This is a genomic window from Ruegeria sp. AL2, from assembly GCF_056540845.1.
Genome location: NZ_JBQFXM010000023.1, coordinates 1 through 18,051, shown reverse-complemented (window position 1 = coordinate 18,051; position 18,051 = coordinate 1). Strand labels below are relative to the sequence as shown.

Here is an 18,051-nt window from a genome sequence, read left to right as displayed (position 1 = left end):
GAATACGTACCACAGACGGCGACACGAGCTCAGTATAGCTTATGTCACAGCCCCATGTTTACGATTGCCATTTGAGGTTACTATCCCAATGGCAAATCCAAGAAGAAGGGGAAGGCATGTTAAAAGCTTTTGCAAAAATCGTCATGGCAGGTTTTGCGTTGCACGCCCCTGTAGCCGCTTGGGGCCAACCGGCCTGTAACTTGGACGCGCTCATTCCGCTTCCGGATGTCGACTATCTCGTCGTGCAGCCCTCGGAGGACCCGGCCGCGCATTGCTCGGTCACCGGCGTGATCGGCGGCAGGATACATTTTGAGCTTCTTCTACCAGACGGCTGGAATGGCAAATTCGTCATGGGTGGCGGGGGCGGTTTTGTCGGATCAGTGATGAATACAGCGCTTCTGTACGGAGCGCTCCAATCTGGGTACGCGACGGTCGGCACCGATACCGGACATCAGGGACATCCCGCAGATGCCAGTTGGGCTCTTAACGATCTGGAGGCCTTGGTCAATTTTGGACATCTGGCGGTGCATCGGACCGCGGTCACGGCCAAGGCCCTTACGGACGCATACTACGGGCAGAAGATTTCTCGCAGCTACTTCACCGGGTGCTCTCGCGGTGGCGGGCAAGCAATAATGTCTGCGCTGCGTTATCCCGAAGATTTCGACGCGGTCGCTGCAGGCGCCTTTGCTGTTGACTGGACCGGTATCGCGGTTCAGGCCACCCAAATCAATCAGGCAATGTACCCCGACCCGAACGATTTAGAGCAGGCGGTCGTTGGGCCGGAAGCACAAGCGCTGGTAGAGACTTCCTATCTGGCAGCCTGCGATGCGTTGGACGGGCTCGAGGATGGCATCCTCAACGATCCGCGAACCTGCACATTCGACGTTGCAAGCCTGCAATGCGAAGCAGGCGAGTTCGAGGGCTGCCTGAGCGCCAAGGAAGTCGCCGCGTTCAAGGTGGTCTACGACGGTCCGAAAGATGCTGCAGGCGAAAGCCTCTACTACGGTTTCCCATTCGGCGGGGAAACCGCCGAGGGTGGTTGGAGCCGCTGGTTGACGGGTGGAATGAAGTACCAGGACGACGACGCCGGCTTCCAGGAAGGCGTCGGATCGGGTGGGTTTGAAGAACCGGTTTCTCCCAGCGCATTCTTCAGTTTCGGAAATGGGATCATGCAGAACTTTGTCTATCATGATCCCAACTGGACGTATGAGAACTTCGATTTCGGCACATACGAAAATGATGCGTCAGCGGCTGCAGAAACTTTAAATGCTACAAACCCCGATCTTTCGATGTATCGCGAACGTGGCGGGAAGATGCTGTTGTACTCCGGTTGGTCTGATAACGCACAATCCGGGCTGGCGATGGTCGGCTACTATGACGACTTACTTGCACATGATCCAAGTGCTGCCGAGGATGTCCGACTGTTCATGATGCCCGGAGTGGAGCACTGTTTTGGTGGCCCTGGTCCTTCTTGGGTGAATTTCCTCTCTGAGATCGATAATTGGGCGGAGACAGGTGAGGCACCAGACGAGATCATGGCCTATTGGCTAGACGAAAAGGCTCAGCCTGCTGGGGCCAGACCTATTTGCGCCTATCCACAAGTCGCAATTTATGTCGGCAAAGGTGACCCTCGGGACCCGTCGAGCTTTTCATGTCGTACCAGCGATTGACGCTGTTCTGGCGAATTTTGAATGACCGCTCCGTCCGCAGAACGTGAGTTCGAATCGACGGAAACTTCGCAGTTGCAGCGAACGTCCGGAATGCGGGCTGCGGCTGCAGCATCGGAGCTGGACAGTCAAGGGCAGCTCTGGGCCGCTCACAAACTTCTCGATCTAGATGTGGAATATTGAGATATTCCCTGCCAAATCGACCTGAAGACGTCGAAGCACACAATCAGCATGTCGCATTACATAGCCTCCAACGTGTGGGTGAGGCCGTTTCGGATGTGATCTTCCAACAGTTTCTTGGCCGTGTCAGCGTCTCTGGCCAGCGCGGCATCGAACATGCCCTTGTGTTCCTTGACGGCCTCTTCGCCGCGATATGTCAGCACCAGCATCTGATACCGCAGATACTTGTCGTAGATGATCGAGTGCAGAGACAGAAGGTTCTTGGAGTTGCAGGCCGCGATCATCGCTTGGTGAAACTCCCAATCATATCGTTTCCAGGTTTCTTTCTCGGACTCGTCGCCCTTGAGAAGCTGCTGTTCCATCAGGTGCAGTTTGTGGTGTGCGGCAACGAGGTTGCCTTCCCAGTCCGTGTCGCCATTCGCAATGGACAACTCTAACGCGTGGCATTCCAACAGAACGCGCAGCTCTGAAATCTCGGTCAGGTCTTCTCGTGAAACTGGCGTGACCAGAAAACCCCGTTGCTCGGGAGCTTCGACAAATCCATCGCTGGCGAGCCGGTTCAGCGTTTCACGAAGTGTCGAAAGGCTTGCCGAGTAGCGTTCCTTCAGGGCGTCCAGCTTCAGTTTGGAGCCGGGCTGCAACTCCCCGAAGATGATGTCCCGCTTGATGCGCTGATAGATACTTGCACCTATCGTAGACGGCTGTTTCGCCATGCGTTTCACCCGATATTATCAGTTTCCTCGTTCAATTAGCATTTTTCAGAGACATCAGCAATCCAAACTGATGTATGGTAAAAATAAAAATATCATACATTATTGCGGAATCGCGAAAACCCCAATACGGTCGTGGCCAAGTTGGGCAAAGCAGCCCGATCGCAATCATCGGTTTCGGGATTTTCCGGACCCTCCGGAAGGAAGCAAAGTGTCTAAGAACTTTCGCATTGCCATTGTCGGCATTGGCCTTGTTGGACGCCGCCACGCAGACGCTATACGAGCGTTGCGCCATGTTGATCTCGTCGCGGTGGTCGACCCCAGCGATGAAGGCCGTGCTTACGCCGTTGAGCACGGGGTCGCATGTTACGAAACCCTCGAGGAAATGTTTGCAATTCAGACGCCGGACGGAGCTGTTCTTGCGACCCCGACCACGCTTCATGTTGAACAAGGCCTCACGTGTGTTCGACATGGTTGTCCCGTTCTTGTCGAAAAACCGATCGCCGTGGAAGCCACCACTGCACTGGAGCTTGTCCAAGCAGCGGAGAAGGCCAATGTGCCAATGATGGTCGGACATCATCGCAGACACAATCCTCTGATCAGGGCGGCTAAGGAAGCCATTGTCGATGGGAAGATTGGAGATGTGCGCGCTGTCCATGCGAATTGCTGGTTTTATAAGCCAGACGAATATTTTGATGCTGCGCCCTGGCGAAAGAAACCCGGCGCAGGGCCCATCTCGGTCAATCTTGTCCACGATGTGGATCTGCTGCGGTACCTGGCCGGAGAAGTCATGACCGTACAGGCGCGGTCGGCTGCATCGCAGCGGGGTTACGACAACGAAGATGTTGCCGGTGCTCTGTTGACGTTCGAAAGCGGAGCGATAGGAACCATAAGTGTGTCCGACAGCATCGTTGCTCCATGGAGCTGGGAGATGACGTCTCAGGAATATCCAATCTATCCTTCGACCACTGAGAGTAGCTACATGATAGGTGGCTCTCACGGGTCGTTGTCCGTTCCCGATCTTCGACTGTGGAGTTACCAGAGCGAGCAAAGGGATTGGTGGACGCCAATCTCATCAACCGCGCTGAAGAAGGGTGCATCCGACCCCTTGGTCAATCAACTCAGGCACTTTGTTGAAGTCGCTCGGCGCGAAGCAGATCCGATTGTGTCTGGATGGGAAGGTTTTAAAACACTCCAAGTTATTGAAGCTATACAGAATTCCTGCAGGACTGGCGAGACTGTCAGGATAAGAAACCTTCGGGAAACGCAACAACAGAGATTGCAGGTAATTAAAAATATCTGATATTTTGTAAAAAATCTTGCAAAATGTCCAAAATAGGTCAAAACTCAGAATCGGAAAATGCATCATGATGTCTCAGGGAGGAGCAAAGTGATTACCAAACTTACCCGCCGGGCTGCTGTATCAGCCCTGGTTGCAACCGGTGTTCTGTTTAGCGCAACAAGCGGTGCGCTGGCGGAAGACAAAGTGCAACTTCGCCTCGCAACATCAGGATCGGAGACCGACCAGCGCTCGGTCGCTATGGCCGAGGTTTTCGCGCCCATGGTCGCTGATTTCGCAAGCTACGAGCCCAGCTATAATGGAACCATCTTTGCCCAAGGCACCGAGTTGGACGCCATCAGCCGGGGTAACCTGGAAATGTCGATCACCTCGGCGCAGGAACTGGCACAGTTCTTCCCCGAGTTTTCGATCTTTACCGCAGGCTATGTCCACCAGGACGCCGCGCATCAGGTAGCTGTCTTCAACGATCCCTTGATGGATGCCTTTAAGCAGAAGGCCGAAGAAGAACTAGGCGTCAAACTGCTGTCGGTCATGTATCTGGGCCGTCGTCAGGTGAACCTGCGCCAGCCCAAGGATGAGCTGACAGTCACGACGCCCGCAGACTTGGAAGGCGTGAATCTGCGGATGCCGGGCACCGACGCATGGCAGTTCCTTGGCAAGGCGCTGGGTGCCGCGCCGACACCGATGGCCTTCTCCGAAGTCTATACCGCGCTGTCGACCGGTGCCGTTGACGGGCAGGATAACCCGTTGCCGACCGTCGTTGACGCCAAGTTCTATGAAGTGACCAATCAGATCGTCCTGACATCGCATCTGGTCGACCTGAACTATATAGCCATCGGCAAAGAAGTTTGGGACGGGCTGACACCGGAACAGCAAGCTAAGGTTCAGGAAGCTGCGGACGCAGCAGCTGAATCAGGCCGCCAGAAGCAGCTTCAGAAAGAAGAGGATCTTGTCAGCTTCCTGAAAGAGCAGGGCATGGAGATTTACGAACCCGATCTCGCTGCGTTCCGCGATCAGGTACAGTCTATGTATCTGGACAGCGAATTCGCTGGCTCATGGCCCGAAGGCGTTCTGGATCAGATCAACGCTCTGGGCAACTGAACCCAGTAAGACAGGGGAGGGAGAACCATAATGAAGGCCATTATGAAGGGGTTCTCCCGACTGACCGAAGCGATTGCCGGCGGGATGCTGGCGGCAATCTTCCTTATCTTCCTTCTCCAAATTCTACTACGGTACTTCTTCACCCCAGCAGGCTGGACGCTGGAATTGATCGGCATTCTTTGGGTCTGGGTGATTTTCTTCAGCTGCGCTTTCATCGTGCGCGAACGGGATCACGTGAAGTTCGACATCATCTATCTTTCGGTGCCGATGCGCGTACGGCAGGTCTTTGCGATGCTGGCGGCCGCAGCGATCGTAGTCGGTATGCTCTACAGCTTCCTTCCGACGTGGGACTACATCGACTGGATGAAAATCCGCAAGACATCGACTGTCCGCAATCCGTTCTCCGGTGAGAAGATACCGCTGCGCACAGTATTCTCGATTTACGCGGTATTCATGCTGGTCGTCGCAGCGCGCTACGCGTGGCTATTCTTCGACGTCATGCGCAATGGCCCACCAAAGACAGAGTTGGAACTGGTCGTTGGGTACAACGTGGTTGACGATCATCCCCGTGTCGACGTCGAAAAGGATGAGGAAGTTAAAAAATGAGTTTTGAACTTCTTTCCTGCCTGCTCGCTCTCTTTCTTCTGGCAGGCATCGGGACACCTATCGGCTATTCCATCCTCCTGGCCTCATTAGTGTACCTGGGCACGGCCGGACTGGACGTCGCCCTCGCGGGCGAGAAGATCCTGCAAGGCTTTTACAAAAGCACGATCCTGCTTGCCGTGCCTTTGTTCATCGTCGCCGCGAATATCATGAACGCTGGATCGATCACGGACCGTCTTTTGAACTTCTGCGTCGCTGCTGTCGGTCGTTTCAAGGGCGGCCTCGGGCACGTAAACGTGGTAGCGTCACTGATCTTTTCGGGTATGTCCGGCTCGGCCGTCGCGGATGCTGCGGGGATCGGGAAGATCATCATTGAAATGATGACCAAGGATGGCCGCTACAGCCGAGGCTACGCAGCTGCAATCACGGCAGCGTCGGCAACGATCGGCCCTATTATTCCGCCCTCTATCCCGATGGTTTTGTACGCGCTCGTTTCCAAGGCCTCCATCGGGTCGCTGTTTCTCGCCGGTATTCTGCCGGGCCTGATCATGGGCGTCGTCCTCATGGCGATGAACTATTATCTGGCCGGAAAGCGGAACTTTGCATTGGAAGAACCTGTTCCACTGCGCGAGTTGCCGGCTAAAACCGCCAACGCATTTCCGGCACTGCTGATGCCCGCAATCCTGCTATACGGCATATATGGGGGCGTCACCACTCCGACCGAAGCTGCCGCCGTAGCTGCATTCTACGCCCTGCTACTGGCAGCGTTGTTCTACCGAGCGCTGACCTTTCGCGGCCTTTATCAGGTGTTCGTCGACAGTGCGCGCTCTTCCGCAGCCGTCGGGGTTGTCATTGGTGGCGCGTTCATTCTGAACTTCATCGTCATTCAGGAGCAAATTCCTCAGTCTATCTCGGCGCTGCTGGAGGGTTCCGATGTTAGCCCGATTGTGTTCCTGATCCTCGTAAACCTGCTGATCCTCGCGCTGGGATGCGTGTTAGACGCAACAACGATCATCCTGGTGATTGTGCCCCTGTTCATTCCAACCTGCGAAGCGCTTGGGATTGATCTGGTGCATTTCGGGGTGCTGGTCGTCGTGAACTCGATGATCGGTCTGATCACGCCGCCCTATGGCATTCTGCTCTTTGTGATCAACGCCGTGACGGACATTCCGCTACGCGAAATCATCTCGGAAATCTGGGCCTTCCTCGCGGTTCTCATCTTCGCCCTGGTGATCATGATACTGATGCCTGATTTGGTCCTGTGGTTGCCGCGTATGTTTGGATATCAGGGATAATGTGCCTCTCGGTTTCGACAACGTCGATCCCCGGTGATCTGGCCGAAAAGCTGAGTGCTATCGCTGACGCGGGATTCGGGGGTGTCGAATTACACGAACCGGACTTGACCGCTTTTGACGGGCCGCCATCGCAAATTCGGAACATAGCATCAGATCTCGGCCTGAAGATTTGCCTGCTGCAACCTTTCCATAACCTTGAAGGCCAGTCTGGCGGCGGACGGGAGCGCGCCTTTGATCGACTGAAGCGCAAACTCGACCTGATGAGCGAGTTGGGTACGGATCTGCTGCTAATTGGGTCCGCATTCGAGGTCGATGCCGCTGCGACCGAAGAACAGGTAATCGCAGATCTTGGCGAGGCGGCCGAAATAGCAAAGGCAATGGGGTTGCGTCTGGCCTATATGGGCTTGCCATGGTCGGATCTTATTCACTCGGATGAACAGGCGTTAGGCGTCGTTGAAGCTATCGACAGCCCTTATTTGGGGTTGGCCTTGAATTCCTTCTTCTCGCTTGCCGACGGGTCCAAACCAGCCCGCCTTCGGGACATTCCTGGAGATCGGCTGTTCCATGTGCAGCTATCCGATGCACCCCGACTTGAGATGGATATTCGCAGGCTCAAACGGCACTTTGGGCTTCTGCCGGGGCTTGGGTCACTGAACCTTGCGGGCTTTGTGCGGGTGTTGTCCCGCGCTGGGTACAAGGGGCCTTGGTCCATTGCGCGCGTCAATGAAGCAGCTCCTCAACCCGGTGGCCTGACACTGGCCCGAGACAGCTACAGGTCGCTGGTGAACCTGTTAGATGAGGTTTCCCGGACCGAACCGGGAACAGATTTCGGCATCCCGGACCTGCCGGAACGCGTCTATGCGTCAGGCTTCGAATTCGTCGAATTTACAGCCGACGAAACAAGCGGCGCGCAGCTGGCAGATATGCTGTCAGCAATGTGTTTTCGAATGGAGCGAAAACACGTAACCAAGTCCGTCGAGCTGTGGCGGCAGGGCGCGATAAACATCGTTGTGAATACCGAAAAGGAAGGTTTCGCCCATTCGGCGTTCCTGGGTCACGGCCCCTCCGTGTGTGACATGGGGTTGCGTGTCAAAGATGCGGATCAGACGGTTCAGCGAGCGACCGCGTTGGGCGCGCCGAATTTCTCACAGCCGGTAGGGACTGGGGAACTGGACATCCCGGCCATCCGAGGTGTTGGTGGCAATGTTGTACATTTCATAGATGAGAAATCCGATCTGCATCGGGTTTGGGACATCGAGTTCGAGCCAGTCGCCAAGACCAAAGCGATCCAGCCTGCCGGTCTGCGCCGCATCGACCATCTGGCGCAGACGATGCGTAACGATGAGATGCAAAGCTGGCTGCTCTATTACATTTCGACTTTTGAGATGGCAAAGTCCCCGATCGTAAACGTTGCCGACCCATCAGGTGTTGTGCAAAGCCAAGCCATCGAGAGCCCCGAGGGCGAAGTGCGTTTAAACCTGAATGGTGCAGTTGGGCGTCGAACACTGGCGGCTTCATTCCTTGAAGACGGTTTTGGTGCCGGTGTTCAGCACATAGCCTTCCAGTCGGACGACATATTTGAAACCTCAGCCCAATTGCGGAAGTCCGGCTTTCCCAGCCTGTCCATCCCAGAAAACTACTACGCTGATCTGCAAGCGACATTCGGGTTAAGTGAAGACCTGATCGCCCAAATGCGCAGGGATAACATTCTCTACGACCGCGCAGCGGGTTCCGAGTATTTTCAGATCTACAGCCGACCTATCTTTAACGGCTTCTTCTTTGAAATTGTTGAGCGCCGATCTGGCTACTCCGGCTACGGCGCGCGCAATGCTGCGTTCCGATTGGCGGCCCAAGCGCGACACCACATGGCGGAAGGAACAACCTGATATGAAGGCGGCACTAATCGGCCAAGGTATTGCTGGCTCCATGACGCCTGAGATGCACGAGGCAGAAGGTCGGGCGCAGGGTATCGATCTGAGCTACGGTAGGATCGACACTGCAAAAGAGCCATTTCGTGGAATGTCGGTCGCTGATTTACTGCATTATTCCGTTGAATTAGGCTGCGCGGCGGTCAACGTGACGCATCCCTACAAAGCATCAGTCATTGATCATCTTGATGAGCTTTCCAAGACTGCTGAGGAGCTTCAAGCTGTCAACGCGGTGGTTTTTTGTGACGACCGAATGGTTGGCCACAACACCGACTACATAGGTTTCCACAGTGCCTTCGGAGATTTTTTGGGATCATCGAAGACTGAAACGGTTCTCATGTTTGGAGCTGGTGGCGCGGGCAGTGCAGTCTCTTTGGCTTTGCTTGATTCAGGTGTTCGATACCTGGAGATAATCGATCCTGACTTCCACCGAGCGCAGGCGCTGGTCAGTCGACTAGAGGTCTTGCGCCCTTATGCAAAGATTCAGGGTTCCCCTTCGATTTCGTTGGATCGGATCGAACTTGTGGACGGAGTGGTCAACGCAACACCACTTGGAATGGGCAAGTACCCCGGAACAGTCATTGAACCATCCCTGTTGCGGCCCGATGCATGGGTGGCAGACATCGTATATTTCCCGCTTGAGACACACCTACTGAGCAGGGCCCGCGCAACTGGGTTGAAAGTGATGAATGGTGCTGGAATGGCGGTTCATCAGGCTGCAGCGTCTTTTGAAATCTTCACCGGCTGCACCGCCTCAATCAGTCGCCTTCAAAACGTTTTCGATTCACTTCGTCAGCAGCGCATGCGCGAGTTTAGAGGTGCAACGGTATGACAAACGACGAACAAGCAATCCGCCAATGGTGGCGCACATCCATCATTGACATGAAACCCGGTAAGATCGCGTTTCGTGGCAACGCAATAGAGGATCTGATCGGGAACGTTTCTTTTCCGCAAATGATCTGGCTGATGGTGCGGGGTGATCTGCCCAGCGACGCACAAGCGCGTCTGTTCGAAGCCGCTTTGGTCGCAGGCGTGGATCACGGCCCACAGGCCCCCTCAATCGCGGCGGCGCGCATGGCTGCCACCTGCGGGGTAGGTCTCAATAATGCGATGGCGACTGCGGTGAACATGCTGGGCGATGTGCATGGCGGGGCAGGGGAGCAATGCGCCGAGCTGTATTATGATATCTCGGAACGCATGAATGCTGGGGCATCGCTGATTAATGCTGTTCAGGACGGTCTGGACAGCTGGCGCGAGACGTACGGCAAGATCGTCTCGGGCTTTGGCCACCGTTTTCACAAGCCCGTCGACCCGCGCGCGCCCAGGCTGATGCAACTTGTTCGTGATGCAGCGACAGAAGGTACAGTTTCTGGCCGCTTTGCCGATATCGGAGAAGAGGTTCAGTCCGAACTCGGTCGTCAACGCGGCGGTCGGCCGATTGCCATGAATATCGATGGTGCAACAGCCGTGATCTTCTGCGAACTTGGCTTTCCTGCGCCCTTGTCGCGAGGGCTGTTCTGCCTGTCCCGCTCGGTCGGAATACTTGCCCATGCGTGGGAGCAGATGGGTCAGGGCGGTCGGAACAAAGGGCCCATGCCCCCGAATTACTTACCCCACTACGAAGACAGGAATGATGACACGTGAGACATCGAAATCCTTCCGGGTCGGCCTTATCGGCTGTGGTCGTATCAGCGATATTTATCTAAAAACACTCTCCAATTTCTCAAACGTCGAGGTCGTCGCCTGCGCCAGCCTCGATCCTTTGGAAAGCCGCGCCAAGGCGGATCAATACGGCATCTCCAAGGCCTGCACACCGGATGAGGTGTTCGATGACCCGACGATTGACTGCGTTCTGAACCTGACGATCCCGGCAGCCCATGCCGACATCAGCCTGCGCGCCTTGGAGGCGGGCAAGCACGTCTATTCGGAAAAACCACTGGTCATGAACCGGACGGATGGCAAGGCGATTCTGTACGCGGCCGCCGAAAAGGGGCTGCTGGTCGGTTGCGCGCCCGACACGTTTCTGGGCGGTCGCTGGCAAACCGTTCGGCGCTTGATAGACGAAGGCGCAATCGGGAAACCAACTGGGGTATTTGCCCATGTCGGAACCCACGGGACGGAACGCCATCATCCCAATCCGGATTTCTACTATCAGGCGGGTGGTGGGCCATTGCTGGACCTTGGGCCTTACTACCTGACCGCCATGATCTGCTGTCTTGGTCCCGTTGATCGGGTCGCCGGAATGGCACGACGCACATTCGACAAGCGGATGATCGAGAATGGTCCCCGAAACGGGGAATGGATGGATGTCGAGGTCGACACGCATTCGCTTAGCCTGTTGCAGTTCTCATCCGGCGCCATCGGGTCGATGACAATGAGTTTCGACGTCTGGGACAGCGAAACCCCGCGCTTCGAGATCTATGGTGAAAACGGAACCATCAGCATTCCGGATCCTGACCCGGTGCATGGTGCCAATATCTTTCAAGGCGATGTTTGGCTGAAGACGCGCGAAACCTCGCGCTGGTCACATCAGCCCCGTCCAACAGGTCGCGAAGACTGGCCGGTGGTCGAGAACAAACACGGGTTCAACGAAGACAGCCGCGGCTTAGGCCTTTTGGACCTTGCTCTGGCCACACAGGAAGGGCGTCAGCCCCGTGCCAGTGGCGCGCTTGCCTACCATGTGTTCGAGGTCATGGACGCGATTGAACGGGCACCGAAATTCGGAGCCTATCAGACCATAGAAAGCCGGTGCGAGGCACCGAAGCCTCTGCCGGTCAATTTCCTGCAAGATTAGCGGAAGGAGCTGGCTCATGCCGGTTAAAAAACTCGACTTTGCGCTGCCTTTCTTTGACGTCCAGCACATCACTGATGAACAGATTTCCGTCGAGGGCCGTGCAATCGTTCTTAACCTTGGCGAACGGGGCCTCTTGATCGAGGATCAAGCCGTTGCGCCACTTTCGTCCGTGATTGTACAAAATAGCGTTTTGCACGGTGTGGAGCGCGCGGTGATCGTCCATGGCTTTGATGCCCACGGCGATGACGGCCAGCTGTTTGCAAAGGTGAAAAACACGTGGCCGTCTGCTTTTGACGTCCGGCAAGAGGAGCGTTTGCGCGGTGTCAGCCATTACATGTCGCCAAAGGTCTTCGTCGGTAACGTCGGGCTGACCATGTATCACTCGGGTTCGGTTCCGCTGAATGTCGGATTGCACATGGATCATCCGTTCTGCCCCGTACCGGGGTTTCGCGAAGTGCATACGCAAATCGTTGGCTTTGGCAAAATGCAGCAATGCCGGGAACGGGACGTTGAAACCCTTTATCTCGAAGAGTTCATGGCCCCGGGCACGACGCACAAGCCGATGTATGACACCGAAGGCAACTATCCCTGGCATCAATACGAGACGATTACCCCCAGCATCTTCATGGCGGTGGAAATCCTGCCCGAGGGCGCACGGGTCCCGGAAATGGAGGTTCAGAATGGCTGAGAGACTTCTGCCCGAAAACCTGAATTTTGACGGTCCTTTCCCCCGGTTGTCGCGCCGTTTGCGCCTGGGCGTTGTTGGCGGAGGGCGGATATCTGTCACGCAAGCAACGGCCGCGCGGATGACCGACCGGTGGGAGGTCGCCGCAGGTGCGCTCAGTTCTGACGCCGCGCGCAGCAAGGCGCGCGGGGCCGAGTGGTTTCTGCCGGCAGACCGGTGCTATGCGTCGTTCGAGGAGATGGCGCAGGCTGAGGCAGCGCGTCCGGATGGCGTGGATGCCGTGATGATCACCACTCCGAACCACGTTCATTTCGACGCGGCCAAAGCGTTTCTGGAGGCGGGCATTGACGTGCTGTGCGACAAGCCCCTGACCAATGAAGTCGCCGAGGCCGAGGGGCTTGAGGAGATCACCGCGCGCACCGGGCAGGTCTTTGCCGTCGGCTATGCGATGTCGTGCTTTCCGGTAATCCGGCAGGCGAAACAGATCGTGGCCGATGGCGGTATCGGCAAGATCAACCAGATCCATGTTGAGTTCATGCAAGACTGGATGACGCCCGAAGATGTGGCCGATGCGCCTCATGTAAAGTGGCGGCTGGATCCCAAGATTTCAGGCCCGACCAGTTGTGTCGGCGATATCGGCACCCATGCCGCGCATCTCGCCAGTTTTGTCTCGGGCCTGCCGATGACCGACCTGCGGGCCGAGTTCCACGTCTGCGGCGCGTCAAAGCCTTTGGAAGACACGGTATTCATGTTCACCAGCTATCAAAACGAGGTTCCGGGAACCCTGATGGCAACGCGCCTTGCCCCCGGAAACCGGGGCGGGTTGCGGTTGCGCATATTCGGGAGCGAAGGAGGTCTCGAGTGGGATTTGGAGAAGTCCGAGCAGCTGAAGTTCAATCGGTTTGGTGAACCGGATCGTATTATCAGCCGAGGTCACGGGCATGGCATCGGCCCCGGTGCAGAACGACTGATCCGTACCGCACGGGGTTTTCCGGAGGGGATTATCGAAGCCTGGGCCAACTTATATACGGAATTTGCCATGGGGGTGGCTGCCCGCCGGGATGGTGTCCCGGTTCCGGCTGATTGGCTTACTTATCCCAGTGTCGATCAAGGTGCAGACGGCGTGCGTTTCATTGGTGCCTCGGTCCGGTCACACCAATCCGGCGGTGATTGGGTCACAGTTTAAAACATAAATCCGAGCAGTTGGAAAACGCCCGTGGCATCGCCCGGGCGTTTCTATTTTCAGAGCAGCATTCAGAGTTGATATTTTAAAAAATATCAGATATTTTTTACTACGTGTGATGAATTTGAGATTCGCAGACACGTGGAGCTGTCGTTCATGGTGAAACCCGATGAGGCTGGCGCAAGCCCCTCTCTTTATTCCTTGGCGCATCTGACGCTGATCGGCTGCACGCCGCCCGAGTTGGTTTATATCGCCGCCCGGGCCGGTTACGATGCCGTCAGCCCGCGGTTCATTCCGATGCACGTGCCCGGTGAATTTACTCAGTCTCCAATCGACAAGGCGCAGGTGCAGGCCACCAAAACGGCTCTCTCTACCACCGGGGTGAAAGTCCTCGATGTCGAGCTTGCGCGCATCACGGAAGATGTCGATCCGCGCAGTTTTGAGCCCTCGTTGGAGATCGGAGGGGAACTCGGCGCCAAACGCATGATCATGAGCGCATGGACCAACGCCCGCGATGATCGTGACTTTCTGATCGACGTCTATTCCGAAACCTGCGAACTGGCAGCGCCCTACGGGTTAACGGTGGACTTGGAGTTTCCGAGCTTCTCCCGCTTGCGCACGCTGGATGAAGCACTGGACATTGTCCGCGCCTCTGATCAGCCCAACGGCGGTATTCTGGTTGATACGCTCTACCTGCACCTCAGCCGCGTAGATCTTGGTGAGCTGTTGCACGTTCCCTCGGACCTGTTTCACTTCCTGCATATCTCTGATTGCCTGCCCGGCATCGCCGATACGCGTGAGGGCATGATCCAACTGGCCCGCGATGCGCGGCTATATCCCGGTGAGGGATGGATCGATTTCACCGGCATCATCGAACGGATGCCACCCGTCGACTATTCCATCGAACTGCCCAACCAAAGCCGCGTGGCCGAGTTGGGATATGAAGAACACGCGCGTCGCTGTCTCAGCCACGCCAAGCGAACATTCGGCGAGGCGCGGTCACAGCGTCGTATGCACGATGCAGCAATTCCAAAACACCAAGAGGATCACCATGGGCAAAGAGCTCACTGAAAACGATCGCAACATGGCGGTCGATATGCTGGAACGCGCCCGCGCCGCCATGGCCGAGATTGAGGATTGGGATCAGGACAGGCTGAACCGCCTGTCCCAAGCAATCGCGTGGTATGCGGGGAACGAGAAAACTTTCACGCGCCTGGCCCAGCAAGGCGTGGACGAAAGCGGCATCGGAGATCGCGAAGGGCGTCCAGCGAAACGGTTCAAAATCCACATGGTACTGCGTGATGTCTTGCGCACGCCCTCGACGGGGATCGTCGAAGTCGACGAAGAAAAGGGGCTCGTGAAATACGCCAAACCTGCCGGTGTGATCGCGTCTCTGATCCCCATGACCAATCCAGCAATGACACCGCCAGTGACCGGCGTGTCCGCCGCAAATGCCCGGAATGCGGTCATCTTCAGCCCGCACCCGCGAACCGCTCACACGACCTTTGAAATGGTCGAAGTCATGCGTGCAGCTTGTCGTGCTGCCGGTGCTCCCGAGGACTTGTTTCAGTCCATTCGCAAACCGTCGATACCATTGACGCAACATCTGATGGAGATCTGCGACCTGACTTTGGCGACGGGAGGCAAGCCCATGGTCAAAGCAGCGTACAGTTCAGGGCGTCCAGCCTATGGTGTCGGCGCGGGCAATTCATCCATCGTCATCGATGAGACAGCCGACTTGGACATCGCCGCTCAGAACACCCGAATTTCCAAGACGTCTGACTTTGGTTCGGGTTGTTCGGCCGACGGTAACATCATCATCCAGCGCTCGGTTTACGACGATATGGTCAAGGCGCTTGAGGCCGAAGGTGGATACCTGTGTTCGGACGAAGAGAAGGCCATGCTCGAAGAGGCCATGTGGGACGAAAAGGGCAACCGCACGTTTCCGACCATCGCCTGTCCGCCTCAGCAAACGGCCAAGGTCGCCGGGTTCTCGATCCCAGAAGATCGCAAATTCCTGATGGTTGAAAATCAGGGGCAAATCGGGCCGCAGCACAAGTTTTCGAAGGAAAAACTGACAACGCTGATGGCGCTATATCACTTCGACACATTCGATGACGCGCTGGAAACGGTTAGCCAGATTTACAACACCGGGGGCAAGGGCCATTCCTGCGGCATCTACAGCCACAATGACGATCACATCGATCGGTTGGCGCGCCTGGCTCCGGTCAGCCGTATGATGGTGCGACAGCCTCAGTCCAAGGCCAACGCGGGTGCCTGGACCAATGGCATGCCAATGACCAGCAGCCTTGGTTGCGGCATCTGGGGCGGAAACATCACGAATGAAAATGTCACCATGAAACACATGATGAACTACACCTGGGTCAGCCGTCCGATCCCCGAGGATCGCCCCTCGGAGCCGGACCTGTTCGGTGAGTTCTACGGACAGGAGGTCGCGTGATGGACGGAGCGAAACTGGACGGCAAAACCGTTGCCGAGCACATCGTAGACTTTCTCGAACGCCGTGAGGTCAAGCATGTGTTCGGGCTTTGTGGCCATACGAATATCGCGGTTCTGGCCGCTCTGGCCGAAAGCCCGATTGATTTCGTTACCGTGCGGCACGAACAAATCGCCAGTCACGCGGCGGACGCTTATGCCCGCGTGACGGGCAAGGCCTCGGTGGTGTTGTCCCATCTCTCCCCGGGGCTTACCAATTGCGCCACCGGGGTCGCCAACGCGGCACTGGACTGTATCCCGATGGTGGTGATCGCAGGCGATATTCCCACGCATTACTACGGCAAACATCCGCATCAAGAGGTGAACCTGCACGCGGACGCCGCCCAGTGGGAAATCTATCGCCCCTTTGTCAAACGTGCATGGCGGGTAGATCGGGCTGACCTGATGGCCGAGATCCTGGAAAAGGCGTTTCATCTGGCCGAAAGCGGACAGCCCGGCCCGGTGCTGGTCAACGTGCCGATGGACATCTTCTCGGAAGTCATCCCCTCGGACAGCTTCGACCGTATTCTCGACAACACGCGCGCGCTCAAGAAACCGTCGATTGACGATGAAACGGCACGCGAGATTGTCGAAGCCTTGGCAAGGGCCGAAAACCCGGTCGCTTATGTCGGCGGCGGTATCCTTCTGGCTCAGGCCAGCGAGGAGTTGCGCGACTTCGTTGAACATATGGGCCTGCCGGTCGCGCATTCCCTGATGGGCAAGGGCGCATTGCGGGACGACCATCCGCTGGTGTTGGGCATGACCGGGTTTTGGGGCACCGAGCTGGTCAACCAGTCCTGCCTGAATGCGGATTACATCTTTGCCGTCGGCACTCGGTTCAAAGAGGCCGATTGCTCCAGCTGGTATCCCGGCTACACGTTTAACATCCCCGGTTCCAAGGTCATTCATATCGACATCGAACCGCAAGAGATTGGACGGAACTATCCCACCGAGATCGGAGTCGTTGCTGACGCCAAGGCCGCTTTGCGAGTCGTCAACCGGGTTGCCCGCGAGATGTATCCTGAGGGCTTCAAACGCCCCGCGCTGGAACAGAAGATCACCGACTTCCGAACGAACTTCAAAGCGCGCAACGTGGACATGGCGACCTCGTCGTCCTTTCCGATGATGCCCGAACGTATTTTGGCAGATACCCGCAAGGCACTGCCCGAGGATGCCATTATCACTACGGACGTGGGATGGAACAAGAACGGCGTCGGACAACAATTCGATATCCTGGCACCCGGTTCAATCCTGACCCCGGGTGGATTCGCGACGATGGGCTTTGGCCCTCCGGGAGCGATCGGCGCAAAACTGGCAGCCCCTGACCGTGTGGTGATAAGTCTTGTTGGCGATGGGGGGTTCGGTCAGAACCCGTCGATGCTGGCAACCGCGGTCGAGCTTGATCTGGGCATCATCTGGCTGGTTATGAACAACAACGCCTTCGGCACTATCGCGGGCCTTCAAAAGGCGCATTACGGTCTGACATACGGGACCACGTTCCCTGGATCAGCCGCAGCTCCAGCAAACGGACCGGGTTATGCAGATATTGCAAGAGCTTATGGTGCAGAAGGGCACAGGCTCAGTGCTGCTGATGAATTGTTGCCCGCATTGGAAGCGGCAATCGCCAGCGGCAAACCAACCGTTCTTGATGTCCCAATGATCAACAACCCAACACCAACGACCGGACATTGGAACATCTTGGACATATACTCACCGGACAAAGAGGTATCTCACGTCGCGACTTGACGAAACTGGGCGCGTTCAGACGCGCCCAGTTTCTTGTGTCAATGCTCATCCGTGTTCGAGCAAATATCAACAGCTCCGTCGCGGCGCGGTCATCGTTGTTGTGTGTCTGAACTTTTTTGTTGGTTAGTTATTCTCAACGAAGCACGTGAGATAATGTCAAATTGCAATAACGCTGAAGTATGTGCGTTCTTAGCGTCCAAGTTTTCTCTCTCGCAGCGAATGGCAGATTCGACGGGATGCGTCGCAGCATCACCAACAGGCGGCCAACGGCATCTGTGGGTGGCTCCTGCATTGCAAGAGTTTTTTGGCGATTTCTGCGGTCGATTTCGTCAGTACTGTCGTCTGTCCGGCCTGTTCGTGCGG

Annotated in this window: 15 protein-coding genes; 14 read left to right on the top strand and 1 reads right to left on the bottom strand. The window is 56.4% G+C overall.

The window, feature by feature from the left end:
• The first annotated feature begins 116 nt into the window (after window positions 1-116).
• Window positions 117-1,670: a tannase/feruloyl esterase family alpha/beta hydrolase gene (locus ACR0ID_RS17915; RefSeq protein ID WP_480607557.1), complete on the top strand. Its 1,554-nt coding sequence runs from the start codon at window positions 117-119 to the stop codon at window positions 1,668-1,670.
• Between the two features lie 236 nt (window positions 1,671-1,906).
• Here ACR0ID_RS17915 and ACR0ID_RS17910 read toward each other — a convergent pair whose 3' ends face one another.
• On the bottom strand, window positions 1,907-2,560 hold the full coding sequence (locus tag ACR0ID_RS17910; protein WP_480607554.1) for a GntR family transcriptional regulator: 654 nt from the start codon (window positions 2,558-2,560) through the stop codon (window positions 1,907-1,909).
• On the opposite strand from ACR0ID_RS17910, the gene ACR0ID_RS17905 reads away from it, so the two are divergent.
• The 13 genes from ACR0ID_RS17905 to ACR0ID_RS17845 all read left to right on the top strand — a co-directional run bounded on the left by ACR0ID_RS17905 (window position 2,559) and on the right by ACR0ID_RS17845 (window position 17,688).
• On the top strand, window positions 2,559-3,860 hold the full coding sequence (locus ACR0ID_RS17905) for a Gfo/Idh/MocA family protein (RefSeq protein ID WP_480520427.1): 1,302 nt from the start codon (window positions 2,559-2,561) through the stop codon (window positions 3,858-3,860). The genes ACR0ID_RS17910 and ACR0ID_RS17905 overlap by 2 nt on opposite strands.
• Window positions 3,861-3,947: 87 nt before the next feature.
• On the top strand, window positions 3,948-4,958 hold the full coding sequence (locus ACR0ID_RS17900; RefSeq protein ID WP_480554957.1) for a sialic acid TRAP transporter substrate-binding protein SiaP: 1,011 nt from the start codon (window positions 3,948-3,950) through the stop codon (window positions 4,956-4,958).
• A 30-nt stretch (window positions 4,959-4,988) separates the two neighbouring features.
• Window positions 4,989-5,564 carry a TRAP transporter small permease gene (locus tag ACR0ID_RS17895; RefSeq protein ID WP_480520424.1) on the top strand — a complete coding sequence of 192 codons (576 nt, stop codon included), beginning with the start codon at window positions 4,989-4,991 and terminating at the stop codon, window positions 5,562-5,564.
• The gene (locus ACR0ID_RS17890; RefSeq protein ID WP_170753386.1) at window positions 5,561-6,856 is read left to right on the top strand and encodes a TRAP transporter large permease; all 1,296 of its coding nucleotides are present in this window, start codon (window positions 5,561-5,563) and stop codon (window positions 6,854-6,856) included. Before ACR0ID_RS17895 ends, ACR0ID_RS17890 begins: the two co-directional genes overlap by 4 nt.
• Window positions 6,856-8,742: a bifunctional sugar phosphate isomerase/epimerase/4-hydroxyphenylpyruvate dioxygenase family protein gene (locus ACR0ID_RS17885; RefSeq protein ID WP_480607549.1), complete on the top strand. Its 1,887-nt coding sequence runs from the start codon at window positions 6,856-6,858 to the stop codon at window positions 8,740-8,742. Before ACR0ID_RS17890 ends, ACR0ID_RS17885 begins: the two co-directional genes overlap by 1 nt.
• The gene (locus tag ACR0ID_RS17880) at window positions 8,684-9,616 is read left to right on the top strand and encodes a shikimate dehydrogenase (protein WP_480607546.1); all 933 of its coding nucleotides are present in this window, start codon (window positions 8,684-8,686) and stop codon (window positions 9,614-9,616) included. Before ACR0ID_RS17885 ends, ACR0ID_RS17880 begins: the two co-directional genes overlap by 59 nt.
• Window positions 9,613-10,428: a citryl-CoA lyase gene (locus tag ACR0ID_RS17875; RefSeq protein ID WP_480520418.1), complete on the top strand. Its 816-nt coding sequence runs from the start codon at window positions 9,613-9,615 to the stop codon at window positions 10,426-10,428. Before ACR0ID_RS17880 ends, ACR0ID_RS17875 begins: the two co-directional genes overlap by 4 nt.
• Window positions 10,418-11,578 carry a Gfo/Idh/MocA family protein gene (locus tag ACR0ID_RS17870; RefSeq protein ID WP_480607544.1) on the top strand — a complete coding sequence of 387 codons (1,161 nt, stop codon included), beginning with the start codon at window positions 10,418-10,420 and terminating at the stop codon, window positions 11,576-11,578. Before ACR0ID_RS17875 ends, ACR0ID_RS17870 begins: the two co-directional genes overlap by 11 nt.
• 16 nt (window positions 11,579-11,594) lie before the next feature.
• Complete coding sequence (locus ACR0ID_RS17865) at window positions 11,595-12,266, top strand: hypothetical protein (RefSeq protein WP_480520414.1); 672 nt, start codon at window positions 11,595-11,597, stop codon at window positions 12,264-12,266.
• Complete coding sequence (locus ACR0ID_RS17860) at window positions 12,259-13,449, top strand: Gfo/Idh/MocA family protein (RefSeq protein ID WP_480520412.1); 1,191 nt, start codon at window positions 12,259-12,261, stop codon at window positions 13,447-13,449. The genes ACR0ID_RS17865 and ACR0ID_RS17860 overlap by 8 nt, the downstream gene beginning before the upstream one ends.
• 153 nt (window positions 13,450-13,602) lie before the next feature.
• Window positions 13,603-14,517 carry a sugar phosphate isomerase/epimerase family protein gene (locus ACR0ID_RS17855; protein WP_480520410.1) on the top strand — a complete coding sequence of 305 codons (915 nt, stop codon included), beginning with the start codon at window positions 13,603-13,605 and terminating at the stop codon, window positions 14,515-14,517.
• On the top strand, window positions 14,498-15,907 hold the full coding sequence (locus ACR0ID_RS17850; RefSeq protein ID WP_480607539.1) for an aldehyde dehydrogenase family protein: 1,410 nt from the start codon (window positions 14,498-14,500) through the stop codon (window positions 15,905-15,907). Before ACR0ID_RS17855 ends, ACR0ID_RS17850 begins: the two co-directional genes overlap by 20 nt.
• Complete coding sequence (locus ACR0ID_RS17845) at window positions 15,907-17,688, top strand: thiamine pyrophosphate-binding protein (protein ID WP_480520406.1); 1,782 nt, start codon at window positions 15,907-15,909, stop codon at window positions 17,686-17,688. Before ACR0ID_RS17850 ends, ACR0ID_RS17845 begins: the two co-directional genes overlap by 1 nt.
• Window positions 17,689-18,051 lie beyond the last annotated feature (363 nt).